The organism is Streptomyces virginiae (assembly GCF_040638905.1).
GTDB lineage: Bacteria > Actinomycetota > Actinomycetes > Streptomycetales > Streptomycetaceae > Streptomyces > Streptomyces virginiae_B.
The window spans coordinates 1-17,937 of sequence record NZ_JBEZYV010000063.1; the positions used below are offsets into that span (position 1 = coordinate 1).

Consider the following 17,937-nt stretch of genomic DNA (forward strand, 5'->3'; position numbering starts at 1 on the left):
TCCGCAGCGAAAGAGGCCTCCGCTGGGGCGGCAGACCCCTACCCACCGCGGCCTGACCACCCAACCCGGCGAACCTTCCCGGTCACAGCACTAGCCCGCCCGTACGCTGAGCGGCGCGCACCACCGGCGGCCGCTGCGCACGGTCGGCCGGACCGTACCGCTGCATCCGCACGCCTCCCGTCAGCACGCCGAGCACCCCGCCCTGGCTGCCGCGGACACCGGGGGAGGGCGTGCGCTTCTCGGCGACGTGGGGAGCCGTGACGTCCTGGACGCCACCCTCGTCCGCCCCGCCCCTGGTCGCCGAGGTGAGCGCGGATCGCGCCATCGACCACGGCGGCGTCTTCCGTCACCCGCTCCGCTTCCAGCGCCTGCGCCCGTGAACCGGCGCCACGAGGCTGATGGCCTGAACGGCCAGGACGCCAGCTCGGCGGTGCTGTGCGTTCGGCGGTCAGCGGGGGGCGGCGGCCGGGCCTTCGCCGAACCGGGGCACATCCGCCGCACTCACCTCTGCTGGGACCTGGCCGCCGACGAACGCGAACGCAAAGCCCTCCTCGGACCGGCCGAGGACTGCCCCGACGCCACCGTCACCTACGAGACCATCCCGGCCGACGCCAAGTAGACGCCCCTACGGGGCCATGGCCGGCCGGGAGCCGACACGGAAGCGTATCCCCGGGCGCATGGCGGATCTTCTCGGGCCGCGCATCGTCCTCGAGCACCCCGATGAGAACGGTCAGGGTCCGGGCCTCGCCTTCGACCTCCTCGCGCCGGTCGATACCGACCGAAGCGGGGGTCTGAGGGCTGGCGAAGGCCAATGCAGTTGTCCGCCGCCCAGCGAAATGGCCACCCCCCACGACCCGTCGCCCTCCGATTGTCAGTGGTGGCTGAGAGGATCGGAGCATCGAGTCGGTCGGAACAACGGGGGGCGGCAATGTCCGGAAACCAGAACTACATCAATCACGTTGCTCTTGTGCTGGATGCCAGTTCGTCCATGTCACACCTGAGCGGAAAGGTCGTCGAGGTCGCCGATCAACAGATCGCCTACCTGGCGCGCCGGTCGCAGGAACTGGATCAGGAGACCCGTGTCACGGTGTACGTCTTCTCGAACAAGGTCGAGTGCGTCATTTACGACAAGGACGTGCTGCGCATGCCGTCCCTCAAGCAGATGTACCGGGCCGGTGGAATGACCGCCCTGCTGGCCGCCACTTTGAAATCGCAGCGAGAACTGGCGCAGACGGCACAGCTCTACGGCGACCACAGCTTCCTCACTTTTGTGCTGACCGACGGGCAGGAGAACGCAAGTCACCGCTGCCCGGACGCCCCTGCCCGGGACTCTCGTGAACTGGTGCAGGCCGTGGCTACGATGATCGAGACGCAGGAGGACAACTGGACGCTGGCCGTCCTCGTGCCGGACCAGATGGGCAAGCGCGAGGCCATGCAGTGCGGTTTCCCGAAGGACAACATCGCCGTTTGGGATGCCACGAGCACACAGGGTCTGGAGGAAGCCGGACAAGCCATCCTGAAGGCCACCGAGAACTTCATGGTGGGCCGCAGCCGGGGAATTCGTGGATCGCGGGCGGTGTTCTCCATAGGGGTGGAGGCGGTCAACAAGAAATCCATTGCGGCGGCCGGTCTCACCCCGGTCGATCCGTCGCTCTACCACCTGCTTCCCGTGGCCCGGGAAGCAGCCATCCGGGACTGGGTCGTCGAAAGCGGACACACCTACCGCACCGGTTGCGCCTATTACCAGCTGAGCAAGTCGGAGAAGATTCAGGCGCGGAAGCAGATCGCGGTACTGGAGAAGAAGACGGATCAGGTCTACACGGGACCAGAGGCCCGAGCCCTGCTCGGCCTGCCGGACACGGAAGTCCGCGTCAAGCCGGACCACAACGACGAGTTCACCATCTTCGTACAGAGCACCAGCGTGAACCGGAAGCTCGCGCTGCAGACGCGGCTTCTGCTCATGGTCTGACGCCTCGGGAGCCCCGCGGAGCCGGCCGGCGGGGTCTGTGCGCCTGCGGCTCCTGCCGGCCGAAGTCGAAGGCGGCCGTTTCCTGGCGGCGGCCCCGAGGTGTGGACCGGCGACATCTGACCAGCCGGACACCGGGCACGTGATGCTCATGGGCGGGGCGGGCTTCCCTGCCGCGGGTGCTGCCGGGCCCGAGCCCCTGTATCAGGTGTGCAAGGGGCTGTTGAGGCCCTTCCCGTCCTGGGTGCTGTCGTTGTTGAACCAGTAGTCCCCGGCCGCCAGGTAGCGGGAGGAGCGGCTGTTCCCGGGGGCGGCTCGGCGCTGACGGCCGATTTCCGTCCTCGGCCGGGGTGCCGGCGGGTAGGACGAAGGTGGCCGCGGTGCGGTTCTTGCGCAGGGAGCGCTCCAGCATGTGAATCCTGCTCCTGACGGTGCGGGGAAAGGGAGTGCGCGCATCCTCGGCACCCCGGCCTCGTAACGCATCCGCACCGGCCACCGGCCACCGTTCACCCTTCCGCCACAATCCGTAGCCGAAATAGTGCGAGATGCGACTCCGCGTGTCAGCGTGGCGGAGGAAGTACCACCCCCACGCATCAAGGAGTCGCCGTCATGGGCGGTATGCAGGACAAGCGCCAGGAACCGGGCAAGGGCCGCGAGGAACAGCAGCGCCCCCAGCACCCGCAGCGCCCCGGTAAGGACCCGGTCCACCCCGAGCCCGGCACCCCTTCCCGTGGCGGACAGCGCCCGGAAGAGATGGAGCGGCGCCGCGAGGAGGACCTGCGCCGCGACGAGCACGACCTGCGCGAGGACTTCTGACTCAAGCAGCACCCCACGCACGCAGAGCCCGGCCAGGCGCCCGTAGTCACCCCGGCCGGGCTCTGTTCATGCCACGGCCCGGCCCACCACAGACCAGGCGCGTGACGTCGGCGCCCGGCCACGTCACGCGGCATGGCGTGGCCCCGGGCAGGAGGACCCGGGGCCACGCTCAGCCGGCGCGCGCCTCGGGGTGCTGAGGGAAGGGCCACCATGCCATCGGCCACCATCACGCAGCCCAGCGGCACGCCGGACGACAGTCCGCCCCGGCCCCGTGTCACGGCGTTCACACGTCGGCGGTCAAGGGGCCGGAACCCTTGGAGTGCCACATCGTTGGACGAATGGGACGCACACCGCTCCGGAGGCTCTATCCGTTTCCCCACGGGTCTGCCCGGGGCGGGCCCCGGCCCTGGCCACCAGCACCGCGCGTGGCGGGCGGCAGGTGGTCAGGGCAAAGATCGGCAACCCCCGTCGGCGGGGCTGTCGATCAAGCCGAGGTCCGGGTAGCCCGTGCCGATATGGCGTGCTCGGGTGAGGCCCGGGGCCCAGAGCGCTCTGGGGGCAGGCCGTCGCCGTCTTCTACGGAGCCCTGGCGTGCACCTCACGCTCGGAGAACATTTTGAGCGACGCCCAACCACGTGCCCAATCCTGCTTCTCCGTGTCGATCACGTTGAAGGACACCCATGAGGGGAGCAGCGGACCCCGAGCCGACGGGAGGTATGAACGCTACAGCCGGCGAACTGCTCTGACAGGGCTTCGGACGTATCTCCTCCCAAGTCCAGCGAGCTATTCCGTGGCGTCGGCGGCCGTGCGGTGAAGAAGGTGCTTGTCGAGGACGATGATGTTGCTGCTCAGGACGGCGCCGTGGAGGTCCGAGAGGTTTCCGTCGAGGTGGATGGTCCTTCCCTCCGTACGGTAGGTGCCCGTGTTAACGCCGATCTTGAACGCGGGGCAATTGTCCAGGTTGCAGATCACGTTGTTGATCTGCTCGAAACGCCCGTCCGCGGTGAAGGTCAGCTTCTGGATGTAGAAGGTGATTCCCGGGCGGTTCTTGTCGACGGACTCAGTCCATTGCCCTGTCAGCCGGGCCTGGTCTGCTACCGGGGCGTCAGCCCCCGCCACTTGGGCGGCGGCGGAGCCACTGGTGGCCGTCATGGCGGCCAGGAGCAGAAGTGCGGTGCCTAATCCTGACTGGATCGTCGTTTTCATCTGCGCGCTCATTCCTTGTTCGTCGGTCCGTGGTTCGTAGAGGATGCAGCAGGGGCGGCATGCGTGACGGGGTGGCAACACCCTCGCTGCGGCGAATCCCGCTGGACAGCCTCCGTGGTGCGTGCTGTCGGCGTTGGCGTGCCCGACCGTATCTGTTCACATGGCGCCCGCGTTCCACCGCGACAGGGACCGTCTCGTTTCGGCTGCCTCGCAGACGCGGTGAACACTCGACGCCAACCGCAGGGGACAGAGGAACCGGACCCCTTCCGCTCTCCGGCGTGGGGCACACGGGCGGACACTGATTGGCCGAGAGTCGCAAGGCGTACGGCACCTGGCGTCGGCGGGGAGCACTCGGCGGCGAGGACCGCTACGCGACGACCCAGGCCGGTCACGCCGGTGGCGGAGGCGCCCCGTGTCGTCGGGGAGCACCTGCGTTGCGGTGAAGTGATGTGGAAGTGAAGGCTGACTGTGAACGCCTGCCGCGGCCAGGTGTCAGAACGGTGTGCCGGTGCCCGTGGTCTCCTGCGCCACGGTCCACACCAGCTGCTGGAAGGCGGGCACCGGGACGCAGCGCGGGCCCGCCGGCGCGAACGGCCCGGCCCGCAGGAACGCGAGGTAACAGCGCCCGCAGGTGAATGCCGCCTCCCACACCGCGAACAGCCCGGGGAAGGCCGCCGTCTGCGCCCGGAACCGCTTCCCGGCCGCCCGCCGCGCCAGCACGCGGCGGAGCAGTACGACCACGGCGCCGACCAGGGCGGGCAGGCCCGCCACACCCCAGAAGATCAAAGCGTTGCGCCCCGCGCCGGGCTCGCCGCCGGCCAGCAGCGGCAGCGTCATCAGGGCCACGACCACCGGCACGGCCCAGAGCACGGCCAGCGCGCAGCCGCCCTGCTGCTGTTCCAGGACCGGCCGGGGCGGCGGCGCCAGTTGCTGGGCCAGCAGGGTGCTCGACACCCCCGACGTGTGCACAGTCGAACGGCCGAAGACCGCAACCGACCCTACGCCTGGCACGAAACCGGTACCTGAGGAGTAGCCGGCCGACACCCCTGCATAGGTCCCGGTCTGTTCCTCGTAGACGGCGCGCACGCTGCGCACTTGGTCGATCGTTCCGCACTGCGGGCAGCTCGTGCCGTTCATGATTCCTGTTCCCTCCCGCTTCCCATAGTTGTGATCATCACACGTCCGTGCGGCGTCACCTTCCGGGTGGTGAGCACGGCGACCAGGTCGCGGACGCGATCGCGGCACAGGGGGAAGCCCGATCGCGCTGATCACGTCGTGTCCCGGCCGGGCGGCAACGCCGCGGTCGGTGGAGGCTCTTACGATGAGCCGACCACCATCCGAAGGAGGGAACCGCATGCGCTGGAACATATCGATCTACATACCTACTGAGGAGCAGACCCGGAATCCCGAGACCGACGGACACCACGACGCGGAGCGGACCCTCGCCTACTGGTCGACGACCGGCACCCTGGGCTGGCTGCGAGAGCTCAAGGAGCAGGGGAAGGCCAAGGAAGTGCTGTCCTCGGGCTATCCACTGCGCCACATCGCGCACGCCCGTGACGTGTTGCCACTTCTGGCCGATGAAACGCGGCTCGGCATGAACGGACACCTCCATCACACCAGCATCCACCCCGGCGCTGTCGCGGCATGTTCCGAGGACCAGCTGCTGGTCATCGACGCCATGGACCAGTCCTGAACACCCCAGGTCGTCGCGTGGCCGGGCCGTATCGAACGACGGCTCCGCCGATGTTGCCGACGAGGGTCAGGGCGCGGGCGTATCCCTTCACGGCGGCCGTCGGCGTGCCCGCACACACGGAGCCAGGAGCACCCCTGTGATCACCACGCATAAGTACGCGGCCCTCTCCGCCGTGGACATCGCCCAGCTGGTGCGGTGCGGCGCCGCGACTGCCGTGGACGTCGCCGCCGCAGCCCTCGCCTGCATCCGCGAGCGCGACACGGAACTGCGGGCGTTCACGGAGGTGTGGGCCGAGCAGGCTCTGGCGCGGGCGGCCCAAGTGGACGCGCAGATCGCCCGCGGTGCCCGGCTGCCGCTTGCGGGTGCGCCGATCGGAGTCAAGGCCGGCGAAGGACCCGACTCGCACCAGAACTCCCTCCTGGTGGCGGCCGGATGCGTGCCGGTCGGTGCCACGTCGAGGCCACGCACCGGTCAGGGCTGGCAGACGTACGGGCACACTGACCGGGGCCCCACCGTGAACCCGCTCAATCCGGCATGGTCTCCCGGGGGTTCCTCCGCAGGCTCCGCGGCCGCAGTCGCCGCCGGCCTGGTCCCTCTGGCAACCGGGTCCGACGGCGCCGGATCGATCCGCATCCCCGCCGCGTGGTGCGGCATCATCGGATTCAAGCCCACCAACGGCCTCCTGCCAGCCCGGGACCGAGCGGGGCTGAACACGCCAGGCGTCCTGTCCCGCACGGTCCCGGACGCCCTCGCCTACCTGGACGCGGTCGACACCAAGTCGTCCGAGGCGGCCGTCTCCGGCCCCACGCCTCCGCTCACAGCCGTCTGGTCAGACACTCTGGGCTACGCGGACACCGACCCCTCTGTCGCCGCCGTCGCCCGGCGCACCGCAGGCGGTCTCGTCGCTGCCGGACTGATCACTTTGCACGACGACGCCGAACTCACGCTCCTCGACCCGGCACCAGCCTGGACGGCCCTCCGCAGCGGTTCGTCCTCCCCCGACGACATCGAAACGATCACCGTCAATGACGCACGCCTGGCCGACTGCTTCGCGCGTGCCGACCTCGTGCTCACCCCCACCACCCCGCATCCGCCGCACGGCCACGAGGGTCCCGGACCACGGATGAGCGTCGCACTGACCTGGGCGTTCAACGTCAGCGGGCACCCGGCCATCAGCCTCCCCGCCGGAACCACACCTCAGGGGCAGCCCGTCGGCCTCCAACTCGTAGCCCCGCCGCACCGCGAGCGGCAGCTCCTCGGCATCGCCGCCCGCGCACTCGCAACCCAGTAGAGCCCTTCGCCGAGCCCACCTGGAAGACCGGCGGCAACGCCCACGCTTCACCGTTGCCCTGGTCGACACGTTGTTCACGGCCGGCCACTTCACCGCGGCTGCCCGGTGGGCCGCCGCGATCACCGTGACTGCGTCCGCCGGCGGCGAGGCTGCCGCCCCGCCCCCCGGCAGCGCCGCCGCCACCGAACAGGGCCTGCGCGCCGCCCAGCACCCCACCGGCTTCGACCTCCTCGACGCGGCCGCCTCGCCGACCACGACGCCTTCCAGGGCGCCGACGCGCCCTACCCGGCCCTGGTCTCCCTGGGCCGGGACGGCGTCGGCCGCCTGGTCCTCGTGGACCTGGAGCACGTCGGCGTCCTCCAAAGCCGACCCGGCCGAGGCGACCCCTGAGGCCGAGAACCCGGGCCTGGCCCCCTTCCCGTTGCTCGCCCCGACTCGCGCCGCTGACGATGCCGACGACACCCGAGCCACCGCGCCGACGGTGCTCTTGCTCGGGCGAGTGGTCATCGAAGGCGCCGCGGGCCGGATCGACTCCAACCGGCAGAGCGCCGCCGTCGAACTCGTCTCCTACCTCGTGCTCCACCCCGGCGCCGAGCACCACGCATCGACGACGCCCTCTGGCCGGGCCGCCTGGTCAACAAGCAGATGCGCAACGCCGTCATCAGCCGCACCCGCTCCTGGCTCGGCAAGGATGCCGACGGCGAGGCGTTCTTTCCGCGGGTCCAGGACACCGGCGGCAGCCGCTACCGCCTCGCCCAGGCCGTCACCTGCGATTGGCGGACCTTCCAGAACTTCGCCCGCACCGGCCTCGCCCCCCCCCACGACGAGGACGGCGAGCTCGCCCTGCGCCGGGCCCTCGCGCTCGTCCGCGGCCGACCCTTCGCCGCGATCGACCCCCAGCGCTACGCCTGGGCCGAGCCGGCCGTCCAGGAGATGGTGTCGGCGATCGCCGACGTCGCGTACGAGCTAGGAGAACGAGCTCCTTCGACGACATGCTCGACGTCAAGAGGCGCCGCGCCGTCACCACACCCTTCGGGCAGACACGGCCCGGCCCCGCACCCCGCCGCCGGAGCGCAAGCCGGCCCCGATGAACTGGCCACCGAGTTCGTCAAGGCGTTCCTCGTCGACCGCCCGCGAACACGGCTGGGGCTGATCGCCGCACCTTCGGGTGCCGAAGCGTTGACCGTTGCGGGCTGGTTCGGCCCCTGCAACTACGACACGACACCGCGACGATCTCCGCCGTCCTCCACGATCGGGAGCACCGGTTCGGCGCCCGTGTCGTCCCAGTGGGGTTCGACGCGCTGCGCCTCAGCGTCGCCGCGCCGCCGGTGAGCGAGCGGGATGCTCTCCTGGTCGCGGCCGAGCACTTTGCGTTCTGCCCGGACAACATCTGGCAGGGCAGCAGGCCGACACACTGGCCGCGTACGCCGAGCAGATCACCGGTGCCCACCGCTGGGACTTCTGGTGGGACTGATCCGTCCCATACCTGGGAAACGATCACCCGTCTGGCGGGAAGCGACCTTCAAGGGCTTCACGCATGCCTGATCAGAGGCACTCGTGAACCCCCTGTCAGAACCGCCTGGCAAGATCACACGTATGACCAGCAACACCGGAACTCCCGTCCCGCTCCCAGCCAATCACCGTATCTCCGAGACGTACGCCGACTGGGCACGTACTCAGGGGCCGGGCATCGAAACAGACGCCCGCGACACACTGGAACGGGCGGGCAGCAGCCGGCACCGGGCCTGGGAGAAGCCCGGCCGGTTCGTGGACGACGCGGAGCGCCTGGCCCGGGGCCTGCCGGCCGCCCACCTGCCCTGGTTCTGGGACACCATCGGTCATTGGATGCTGGAGACGCACCGCCGCTCCGCAGCCCGCGCCTACGCGCAGGCGCGCGCCGCCGAGCGCACCCACGCTCTCCCGGTCGATCCCGACTGGCGGCGGGCGAATCAGCTGCTGTTCGCCCGCTTCGGCGCCCTGCCCGCCAGTGAACTCAGCGGAGCGGCAGCCTGGTTGGCCGGTGTCCTCGAACCGGTCGACGCGCACCACGAGTTCGTCTGCCTGCTGAGCGCCTGGGCGGCGTCCCCCGGCGAGCTCCCCGCCGATCTGGCCCGCCGGGTCCGGGACTCGGCCCGTGCTGCCGGGCTCGGCAGCGAGGAGGAAGCCCGGGTGCTGGGCGGGGTGTTGGCCGCGGCCCGAGGCAAGGCCATACCCGACCGGCTGCTCGACGCGGCAGCCGGCCCGCTCCACGACCACCCGCCCGCCGACGAGCAGGCCACCGCCCTCCTCGACCTGTTTCCCGAGTCGAAGAACGACGCGGCTGCCTGGCTGCGTCTGCTCATCGCGTGCGGCGTTGCCGACGCGGCCGCGGCCGGGCGGATCACCCCGGAGGGCGGCCTCGGCGACTGGCTGCGCCGGTACGCCGCCGGATACTCCCACCGCACGGTCGCCGGCGGTGGGGTGACCCGCCAGCCCATGCCCGCAGAACTCTTCGACCTGGTGGGCCGGTTCGCTCCGCTGCTGCGCGCGCACGGCACCCCGGTCCGGCTGCACGAGGACCGCTACCGGTGGCCGCACCTGGACGCCGACCTCCTCGACCTCTGCCTCGCCGAGCGCGTACCCGTCCACGACCCCGGTGCTGCGATCAGCCTGGAGTTCTGGGGTGAGCACTCCCAGCGCGACCTCAAGGCACTCGCCACCGACCCGGTGTTCGGCCCCCGGCTGGAAGGCACCGTGCACGCCGGGCTCCGCACCCGTGGCGGCACCGCGATCAGCGGCACCGCGATCAGCGGCACTGCCATCAGCCGGCTCCCGCACAACCCGGGCATCACGGCCGAGGTGCACGCCCGCGTCGAGAAGCTGCTCGACGCCCTGCGCGGCGGGGGCCTCGCCGCCGCCGACGAGGCCGTCGACGAGCTGTACGGCCTCCTCGACCGGCCCACCGCCATCGCCCTGGACGGCATCGAGGAGGCCCTCGACGCACTCGACCTCACCGGCCCGCTGGCCCGCGCCCTGCGGGCCGGGCTCCCCGAGGAGCTGGGCTGGCCCGCACTGGACCGGGCCCTCGCCGCGTTCCGGCCCGACGAAACCGTGCACGTCACCTGCACCTGGCCGGTGCTCACCGTGTACGGCGAGACCCGCGCTCTCGCCGTCGACCACGCCGGGCTGCGCGCGGAGCACACCCTGGAACTGCCCGACGGCGCACTCGGCCACACCGTCCACTGGGTCGGCGGCCAGTTCCTCGTCGCCTGGAACGAGGAGCACAAGGAGAACGCTTCCACCACCGCCTACTGGTCCGACCACCCCGGCGAGACGTTCGAACCGGAGGAGACGTACGGGCTGCGCCCCTACGGCGGCAGCATCCAGGGCGGCCTCGGCTACCAGTTCGAAACGCCGGACGGGGGCGGCCGGTTCGACGGGGAACGCGTGCTGAGGGCCGGGGGCCGTGAGGGCATCGGTCACCGCGACTACCAGATGAACGACGGCCACGCCTTCTGGAGCGCCACGGTGTTCAGCGAGGGGCGCGGCGGCTGGGCCCGCATCGACCGTGCCACCGGTGTTCCCACCGCCGACCGCACTCTGCCCGCCTTCCACGACCCCGCCAAGTCCCCGCCTGGCACGAAGCCGTTCCCCGACCACCGGATTCTCGCCGCGCTGCCTCCCGGCGCCCCGCTCTCCCCGCTCGGCCAGGACGGCACACTCACCGGCTGCCGGGTCGACTACCGCACCCCGTACGCGGGTCCCTCGCCCCGCGAGTTCGTGCTGGAGTCCATCGACGGCCGCACCGCCTCCTACCGCAGCAACACCCGGGGCCGTCGCCCGTGGGGAATCCTTGCCCTGCCGCTCGGCGGTGAGGACGCCGTCCTGGCCGGAGGAACCACCATCCGCTGCCACGCCGCCGGCGACAACTCGTTGCTCTGGCAGGTCCAGGGCTTCCCCGGCAGCCGCCACAGGACCCGGAGCCGGGCCACCCTGGGCGAACTGGCCGGGCCGGTTCCGCCACCTGCCTTCTGGCACTTCCTCACCCCGCGCGACGAGCCCTCGTCCCGTGTCCTGCGGACGGTCACCGACAGTGCGGTGCGCGAGCTGCTGCACCAGGGCATCGGGCGCGCCCTGCCCGGCGTGACCGACCCGCGGGTCCAGGAGGGCGTCGACCGCGCCGTCCGGCTCGCCGCCGACGTACTGCGCCGCCGCCGGGAGCTGTCCCACCGGGTCGCCGTCATGCGGGCCGGGCCGGTCGTCGACCTGCCCGACCCTGCGCCGGACAACCGGCTCGTCCCGGCCCTCCACGGCCTGCTGCCCCAGCTGCGCGGCTACGAGGAACGGCAGCCGCAGCCACAGCCCGCCCTCCTCACCTCCGTCGCCGCCGACGGCCGGTACCTGCGCGGCGAGATCGACGACGAGGTACGGGTGCTCGCCCTGCCCGCGCCGCCCTCCGAGTGGGCGGTGCTGACCGGCCGGATCGATGCCGTGGCCTGGCGGACTGTCGTCGCGGCCACGCCCGACGAGCAGCGACAGGCGCTCGCGGCCCTGCTCGGCGTATGGAGCCGGCAGCCGTTCGCGGAGGCCGGGAGCTCCTGGCGGACCGGCCGGGCCCCGGAGCAGCGGATCGCCGCACTGCGCGCGGACGGTTTCGCCGTGGCCTCCGGCCCGGAGCGCAGCCGCCTCGCCCCCTTCCTCCAGCGAGCAGCCGATCCGGTGCCCGCCGATGCCGAGGAGTGCGCCACGCACACCATCGCCGCCGATGACTCCACCCGGCTCCCCCGCCTGCTGGCCCTGCTCGCCGGACAGGGCCCGCTGCCGGTGCCCGAGGAGGCCGTGGACCTGTTCCGCTGGCGCACCGGGGTGGCGCGCCCGATCGCCGCCCTGGTCCTCGACGGATTCGCCGGCAGCGACGACTACGGTGCGCACCGCAAGCTGGTCCGCGCCAAGCCGTACAAGGCGGACCAGAACACCCTCTACGCGTACGACGAGTTCCAGCGAAGGCTCGGTCCGGACGGCCGACGCGCCGTGCTCGCCGCCGCTCTGCCCGGCGACCCGGCGGAGCTCTGGGCCCCCGGCGGGATGACCGCGGCCGCGGAACGCATGGCCGCGGCCTGGGCCCAGCTGCTCGGCAGTGCCCCGTACACCGATGACGGCAGCCATGCCGCTGCCCTCGCCGCGGATCACGGACTCCCGGAGATCTGGGCCACGGCCCTGCTCACCGGCCGCCTCGAGACACCTGTGGAGACCGACGGCATGCAGGCCGCCGCCACCGCCGTCGCCTGGGCTCTCGCCGAGCGCCCGGTAGAAGACCCTGCGGCGCAGGGTGCCCGCGTCCTGCTCGGCGGGCTCACGGACCTGCCCGCCGATCTGCTCACCGCTCTGCGCAGGCTGGCGGACCGGTCCGCCACCACCCCCGTTCCGCCGGGCCAGTACGAGAGCAACCCGCTGTTCAGCGTCCCTGACCTGGTGGACGAGGTGGCGGCGGCTCTCGGTGTCAGCCGTGACGCGGCCGCCCTCCAGCTCCAGTTGCACGCTTTCGACCGCCCGGCCGACCGCACACTCCGCCGCTGGAACTCCTGGTCCATCGACCACCACCGCGCCGTCCGCAAGGAGCTGACCGCCGCAAAGGCCCCGCGCCCCAAACCCGCCGCCCCGGCAGAAGCCCCCGCAGCGGTCCCGGCACCCGCGCACGAGCGGTTCACCCGAGCCTGGGCGGACAGTGCGGCACGGCCAGGCACGAAGGCGTGATGCTGCTGCACGCCTCACGCAAATACGGCTCCGTGCCACGCCAGCAGGAAGGCAAGGGTGGCGGGGGTGATGGTCGCGCAGGCCGACGCCACCGAGTGCTTGCGCCTGGGTGTGCCGCCGGCGGCTGCGCGCCCCGCCGCCCGCGCAGTTCAGAAGGAGATTCGTGACCGCTTAGCCGCTGCCGCATGACGCTCACGGCTTCGTGACGGCCTCTGGATCTCCGAGGCTGTCCGGTCAACCCTGACGATCGTCGGGGGACTGGGCTGCCGTTCAGCCAGGGCCCCGGGCCTGCGGTGTTCCCTACCGTCGGCGGCATGGAATCGATCAAGCGGTACGGGTGGGGCCGACGGCTGCCGGTGGCGGTCGCGTCGGCCGGGACGGGGGCAGCGGCTGTGGTTTGGCTGGCGCCCGGCGGCACACTGGGCACGAATGAACCGGTGCACGTCACGGCGGGCCTCTCTGCGGGGGCCTACCGTGCCCTGACTGGAAGCGTGGCGGAGGGGCCGACGTGGGCCGAGACCGCCCTGGAAGCGGCGAGTGAGGGTACTTTGCTGTTCCTGGGCCTGCTGCTGGCCTGGGTCGGCTGGAGCGCCCTGCGCCGGCGTGACGTGCCGGCCCTGGCCGGGGTGGCAGTGGCGGCCGCCGGGACCGTTGTCGCCTACGCACTGAGTGAGGCGATCAAACTCCTTGTCGACGAGGAACGTCCGTGTCGTGCCCTGCCAGGGATCTCGGCCCTCGCATCGTGTCCCGAGCCGGGCGACTGGTCGTTCCCCAGCAACCATGCCACCCTGGCGGTCGTGCTGGCAGTTGGGGTGATCTTGGTGCGTCCTCGGCTCGCGGCCCTGGTGCTGCCGGTGGCGGGGCTGGCCGCCCTGTTGCGGGTGCTGGTCGGGGTGCACTATCCGCACGACGTCCTGGCGGGCGCGGCGCTCGGCGCGACGGCCGCAGTGACCGTACGCCTCCTCGTACTGCCGATTGCCGTACGGGCGGTGTCAGGTCTTCTTGTAAAGCAGCGGGTCGGACGGCACCGGGACCACGCCGGCCTCGTGCGCGACCACGGCCGCCGCGGCCCGGTTGTCGACGCCGAGGCGCGCGAGGATCGAGCTGACGTGGGCTTTCACCGTTCCCTCCGCCAGGCGCAGGCGGCGCGCGATCTGCCCGTTGGAGAACCCGCTGCCGAGGAACCCGAGCACCTCCCGCTCCCGCGCGGTCAGAGCCTCGACGCGGGCCCGGGCCGCGGAGCGGCGGTTGGCTTGGGCGCCCGCACCGTCGGCGGCGAGATGCGCGACGACCCGGGCCGCGACCTTCGGTGACAGGTAGGCGGCGCCGTCGGCAACCGCCCGGATACCGGCGATCAGTTCCTCCGGCTCGCCGGACTTGATCAGGAAGCCGGCGGCACCTTCGCTCAGGGCGCGCAGGATGTACTCGTCCTCCCCAAAGGTCGTCAGCATCACCACACCCGTTTCCGGGACGGTCCTTCGGATCTCGGCGGCGGCTTCCATACCGCCGGTCTCCGGCATCCGTATGTCGAGGACGGCCACCTGCGGGCGGTGGCGCTGGACGAGCTCCACCGCCTGGTGGCCATCGGCTGCCTCGGCGACGACGGTGATACCGGGGTCGGTGGCAAGGACTGCGCGGACGCCTGCGCGGATCATGGGCTCGTCGTCGGCGATCAGGATCCGGATCATCGGACTGCCTTCCCGGTGTAGTTGTCGGTGGAGACCAGGAGTCCGGCCCGGAAGCAGAGACGGTAGATGTCCCCCGAGCGGTCGTCGAACGGGTCGCCGGTCTGTACGTAGAACTCGCAGGCCGCATCTTGTGGTGCGGGCGTGGGTGATGCTGGGCGACGGGTAGTCTGGCGCTCGGGCAGGTAAGGCGCCACGTCCGCGCGTGGCTGACCAACGCGCAGAAGGGCGTAGTGCTGAGGGGCGAGGACCGACTGCCGTGCCGTCACGGTGTCCCACGCCCGTACCCCGCCGATGAGCAACGCGATGGTGCACAGCGGCACCAGGACGGCCGCGGCGGCAGTACGGCCCAGCCTGCGACGGGCACTGCGGTGCTCAGGAGGCAGTACGTCACCTGGACCATCGGGCTCGGCGTGTCGTGGCGGGAGCACGGATCCGGGGCGGTGCGGGAGCCCGGCCCTGACGGCGAACCCGCCGCCCTCGGGGCCCGATGCGAAGGTTCCACCGGCCAGTCGGACGCGTTCATCCAGGCCGATGAGACCGAAGCGGTGGCCCTCGCCGGGTACGGAGGCCCGGGGCCCAGGTGCGGGACGGGGGGCGTGGCCCTGGTGGGCCGCAGACACGGAGGGCACCGGCTCGTTCGTCACACTGACCTCGGTCCGTCCTTCCATGCGTCGGACGACGACGGTCGCCCGGTGCTCCGGGGCGTGCTTGGCAACGTTTGTCAGCGACTCCTGGACGACGCGCAGCACGGCCCGCTCGACGACCAGCGGCGCGTCACCGGCCGCCGCTTCGCCTTCTACCCGCAGCCGGACGTCAAGCCCCGCCGCGGTCGCCCGGTCCACCAGGCCCTCGACTTCGGTGAGCCCAGCGCCGGGCTCGGACCCCGGAGCCAGATCCGATGGCTCGCGCAGTACACCGATCACCTCGCCGAGCCGGTCCACGGCCGCTCCCGCCCTGGCGCGGATCTCCCGGGCGGTGGCCCGGTGGCCCTCAGACAGACCAGGGGCCAGCTTCAAGGCCCCCGCGGACAGAGCGATGAGGCTGAGGTCGTGGCCCAGGAGGTCATGCATGTCCTGCGCGATCCGGGTCCGCTCGCGCAACCGGGCCTGTTCGGCGACCAGATGCTGCTCCCTCTCCAGCCTCGCGGCCCGCTCCCACCCAGCCCGAACCAGTGCCCGGTACTGGCGCAGGAACCGGCCCGCGAACCACGGCAGCATCGCCGCCACGAGCAACAACCCCACGAACTGGCTCGCCCAGCCCAACCATGCCGGCACCATGAGAACAGCCACCACCGCGGCCGCGAGCACTCCGGCCAAGGCCGCCCCCGTGCTGCGGTTCCGCCCCGGCTGCCAGCCCGCGAGGAAGGCGCAGACCGCCGCCGGTATGCCCCACCACAGGGTGGCGACACCGGTGCCAACAGCCGCCACCGCCCCGATGAAGAGACCTGCGGACAGTACCGGTGCCGGCACCCGGGCCTTGATGATCACTGTTCTCACGCACGCGACCCTACGGAACTCCGCCGCCCCGCGGCACTGCCGAAAGTCCACTACCGCAGGCCCGGGATCTCATGCCCTTGCCGAGCAGGCCGGATCAAGGACTTCTTGACGACCATGATTGGGAATCAGTCACAGGCGCCATCACCCTGAGGGTCTGACCGGACAGGCCAGTTTGCGAGTTCATCAGTGGCATCGGCAGGCCACAGCGTTTCTGGGCGGCGTTGTCTGCGAAGTGCTGGCCGTCGAAACCCGCGAGGCGGGCGCCCCTGACACGCCCTGCCGAAAGCGACGCCCCGGTTTGCGCGGTCCGGCATCCGTACGCCGCCCTGGCTCGCGCTACGACGCGACCGCCAGGGTCGCAACCCTTGGCGAATGGCTTTGACCGAGGTGGCTTTCCCGTCCTCGGTCACCAGTCCCGGCCGGCGGTCAGCTCCTCCGCCGAGGGACGAACGGCGACCCCAGCTCAGCCCACGCGGGGAAGAACCACTGGGGCGACGTCTCGTGGACTTGGCACTTGGTGGCCGGTCCTGGCTGCGGCGGCTTCGGCGAGCCGGAGGTCCACGTGCGTCATGGCCGGGGTCGGCTGTGGGAGTGGTCCGGCGGCTGATCGAGAAGCTGGCCGCAAGCGGCGGCCCGGCCGCCGCCGACACGGTGGCGGCAGCGGGCGCTGGCTGGGAGCGGGGAGGAGCTGGGTGGGCCGCCCGTCCGTCGTGCCGGTAGCCGTTGGAGAACGCCGGCGCCTGACAGGCGGGACACTGCCAGGCCAGGAGCCGGTTGTGCTGGTCGCAGAGGAAGGTGTGGGGGAGGCGCCGGGTACCCTGCCAGGCCGGAAGGTGGGCAGTGTCGGTCAGGCAGTCGGGACGTAGCGGCTGAAGGCGGTGAGTGATGAGGAGACGCGCCCGGGATCGTCGTCATGACCACGACCAGCCTCAGCCAGGGCGCTCCATCCCTGCCCACGGGACCACCATAGGGGCCAAGGCAAGCCGAAATCCCGTGGAGCCCACCTGCATGGCGTGGAATGATCTTGGCGACTGCTGACGAAAGGGAAGGCTGAAAACGTGTACGTACCGTCATCTGCACGAGCTCTCGATGATGACGAGCGTGAGCTCGTGGAGCTGGCACGCCGCACCATAGACGCGCATACGGACGCCGGGTCCGACGAAGACGGGATCCACACGATGGGGGCTGCGGTCATGGCCGCCGACTACCGGATGTTCGCCGGCGTGAACGTCTACCACTTCACCGGCGGACCCTGCGCCGAACTCGTGGCTCTGGGAGCCGCACGAGCCCAGGGCGCCCGCCAGATGCGCTGCATCGTTGCCGTGGGAAACCACGGGCGGGGGGTCATCGGCCCGTGCGGGCGCGATCGGCAGGTCTTCGTGGACTACTACCCCACCATGCGTGTCATCGTGCCCACGCCCGCGGGGCCCAGGTCCGTTCTCGCCGCCGACCTCATGCCGCTGACTCAGCGATGGACCCCGGAAGGCATGAACGGTCTCGACCCATCGCTCTACCAAGACCCCGAGACGGCCGGTCCCCCGATCATCCGGTTCGATCCCCGCTACCTTGCCGACGTCCGCTCCGGCGCCAAGACCAAGACCACCCGCTTCCGGGACCCGGCCCAGCTCGGGCCGGCACGGCTGGTGTTTGCAAGCGACCCCGAAGTCGTCCTGCCGGCAGAGGTGACCGGTATCAGGCACTGCCTGGTCAGCGACCTCACCAACCAGGACGCCCAAGCCGAGGGGCTGACGACCGCAACTGAACTGCGGGAAGGCCTCAAGGGCCATTACCCGGATCTGGCGGGAACCGATGAAGTCGACGTAATCACCTTCCAGATCCACGACAAGACAGGCGCCGCTTGAACCGCGGAGGCACCAGCGACGACTGGGACGACCGCAGCATCGAAGAAGACGGCGTCAGCGAAGAAGGCTCTGAGGCTGGGCGACGCATGATGACGCCCGACCGGTTGGGGTGGGATGCGGCCAAGGACCATTCCGGTGAGTTATCGCTGCGGGGGTGGTGCGGCGCCCGGCGGCGGGCCCACC

12 protein-coding genes and 2 pseudogenes are annotated in these 17,937 nt (G+C 71.2%); 9 read left to right on the forward strand and 5 right to left on the reverse strand.

Annotated elements, in window-relative coordinates:
* Window positions 1-82: 82 nt before the first annotated feature.
* Window positions 83-325, reverse strand: a complete 243-nt coding sequence (locus AB0F82_RS37645) for a hypothetical protein (RefSeq protein WP_362636072.1) — start codon at window positions 323-325, stop codon at window positions 83-85.
* A 51-nt stretch (window positions 326-376) separates the two neighbouring features.
* Between AB0F82_RS37645 and AB0F82_RS37650 the strand changes: the two genes are divergently transcribed.
* The 3 genes from AB0F82_RS37650 (at window position 377) to AB0F82_RS37660 (ending at window position 2,782) form a co-directional block, all read left to right on the forward strand.
* Window positions 377-619, forward strand: a complete 243-nt coding sequence (locus AB0F82_RS37650) for a hypothetical protein (protein ID WP_362636074.1) — start codon at window positions 377-379, stop codon at window positions 617-619.
* 309 nt (window positions 620-928) lie between these two features.
* Complete coding sequence (locus AB0F82_RS37655) at window positions 929-1,969, forward strand: vWA domain-containing protein (protein WP_362636076.1); 1,041 nt, start codon at window positions 929-931, stop codon at window positions 1,967-1,969.
* 606 nt (window positions 1,970-2,575) lie between these two features.
* Entirely contained in the window at window positions 2,576-2,782 is a 207-nt protein-coding gene (locus AB0F82_RS37660) for a hypothetical protein (protein ID WP_362636079.1), read from the forward strand.
* A 783-nt stretch (window positions 2,783-3,565) separates the two neighbouring features.
* Here the strand turns inward: AB0F82_RS37660 and AB0F82_RS37665 are convergent.
* Window positions 3,566-4,000 (reverse strand): hypothetical protein, encoded by a 435-nt coding sequence (locus tag AB0F82_RS37665; RefSeq protein WP_362636082.1) that lies wholly within the window; start codon window positions 3,998-4,000, stop codon window positions 3,566-3,568.
* Window positions 4,001-4,480: 480 nt separating this feature from the next.
* On the reverse strand, window positions 4,481-5,125 hold the full coding sequence (locus AB0F82_RS37670) for a hypothetical protein (protein WP_362636085.1): 645 nt from the start codon (window positions 5,123-5,125) through the stop codon (window positions 4,481-4,483).
* A gap of 217 nt (window positions 5,126-5,342) precedes the next feature.
* On the opposite strand from AB0F82_RS37670, the gene AB0F82_RS37675 reads away from it, so the two are divergent.
* The 5 genes and pseudogenes from AB0F82_RS37675 to AB0F82_RS37695 form a co-directional block, all read left to right on the forward strand.
* Window positions 5,343-5,684: a hypothetical protein gene (locus tag AB0F82_RS37675; protein ID WP_362636088.1), complete on the forward strand. Its 342-nt coding sequence runs from the start codon at window positions 5,343-5,345 to the stop codon at window positions 5,682-5,684.
* A gap of 136 nt (window positions 5,685-5,820) precedes the next feature.
* Entirely contained in the window at window positions 5,821-6,975 is a 1,155-nt protein-coding gene (locus AB0F82_RS37680) for an amidase (RefSeq protein ID WP_362636090.1), read from the forward strand.
* A 1,232-nt stretch (window positions 6,976-8,207) separates the two neighbouring features.
* A pseudogene (locus tag AB0F82_RS37685) lies at window positions 8,208-8,321 on the forward strand (DUF4253 domain-containing protein); the annotation flags it as partial.
* Between the two features lie 250 nt (window positions 8,322-8,571).
* Window positions 8,572-12,708 carry a hypothetical protein gene (locus tag AB0F82_RS37690; RefSeq protein WP_362636093.1) on the forward strand — a complete coding sequence of 1,379 codons (4,137 nt, stop codon included), beginning with the start codon at window positions 8,572-8,574 and terminating at the stop codon, window positions 12,706-12,708.
* A gap of 314 nt (window positions 12,709-13,022) precedes the next feature.
* Window positions 13,023-13,610 (forward strand): annotated as a pseudogene (locus AB0F82_RS37695) (phosphatase PAP2 family protein); the annotation flags it as partial.
* Between the two features lie 90 nt (window positions 13,611-13,700).
* On the opposite strand, the gene AB0F82_RS37700 reads toward AB0F82_RS37695, so the two are convergent.
* Window positions 13,701-14,396 (reverse strand): response regulator transcription factor, encoded by a 696-nt coding sequence (locus AB0F82_RS37700; RefSeq protein ID WP_362636095.1) that lies wholly within the window; start codon window positions 14,394-14,396, stop codon window positions 13,701-13,703.
* Entirely contained in the window at window positions 14,393-15,892 is a 1,500-nt protein-coding gene (locus AB0F82_RS37705) for a sensor histidine kinase (protein ID WP_362636098.1), read from the reverse strand. The genes AB0F82_RS37700 and AB0F82_RS37705 overlap by 4 nt, the downstream gene beginning before the upstream one ends.
* Window positions 15,893-17,001: 1,109 nt before the next feature.
* On the opposite strand from AB0F82_RS37705, the gene AB0F82_RS37710 reads away from it, so the two are divergent.
* On the forward strand, window positions 17,002-17,754 hold the full coding sequence (locus AB0F82_RS37710) for an ASCH domain-containing protein (RefSeq protein WP_362636101.1): 753 nt from the start codon (window positions 17,002-17,004) through the stop codon (window positions 17,752-17,754).
* The last annotated feature ends 183 nt before the right edge of the window (window positions 17,755-17,937 follow it).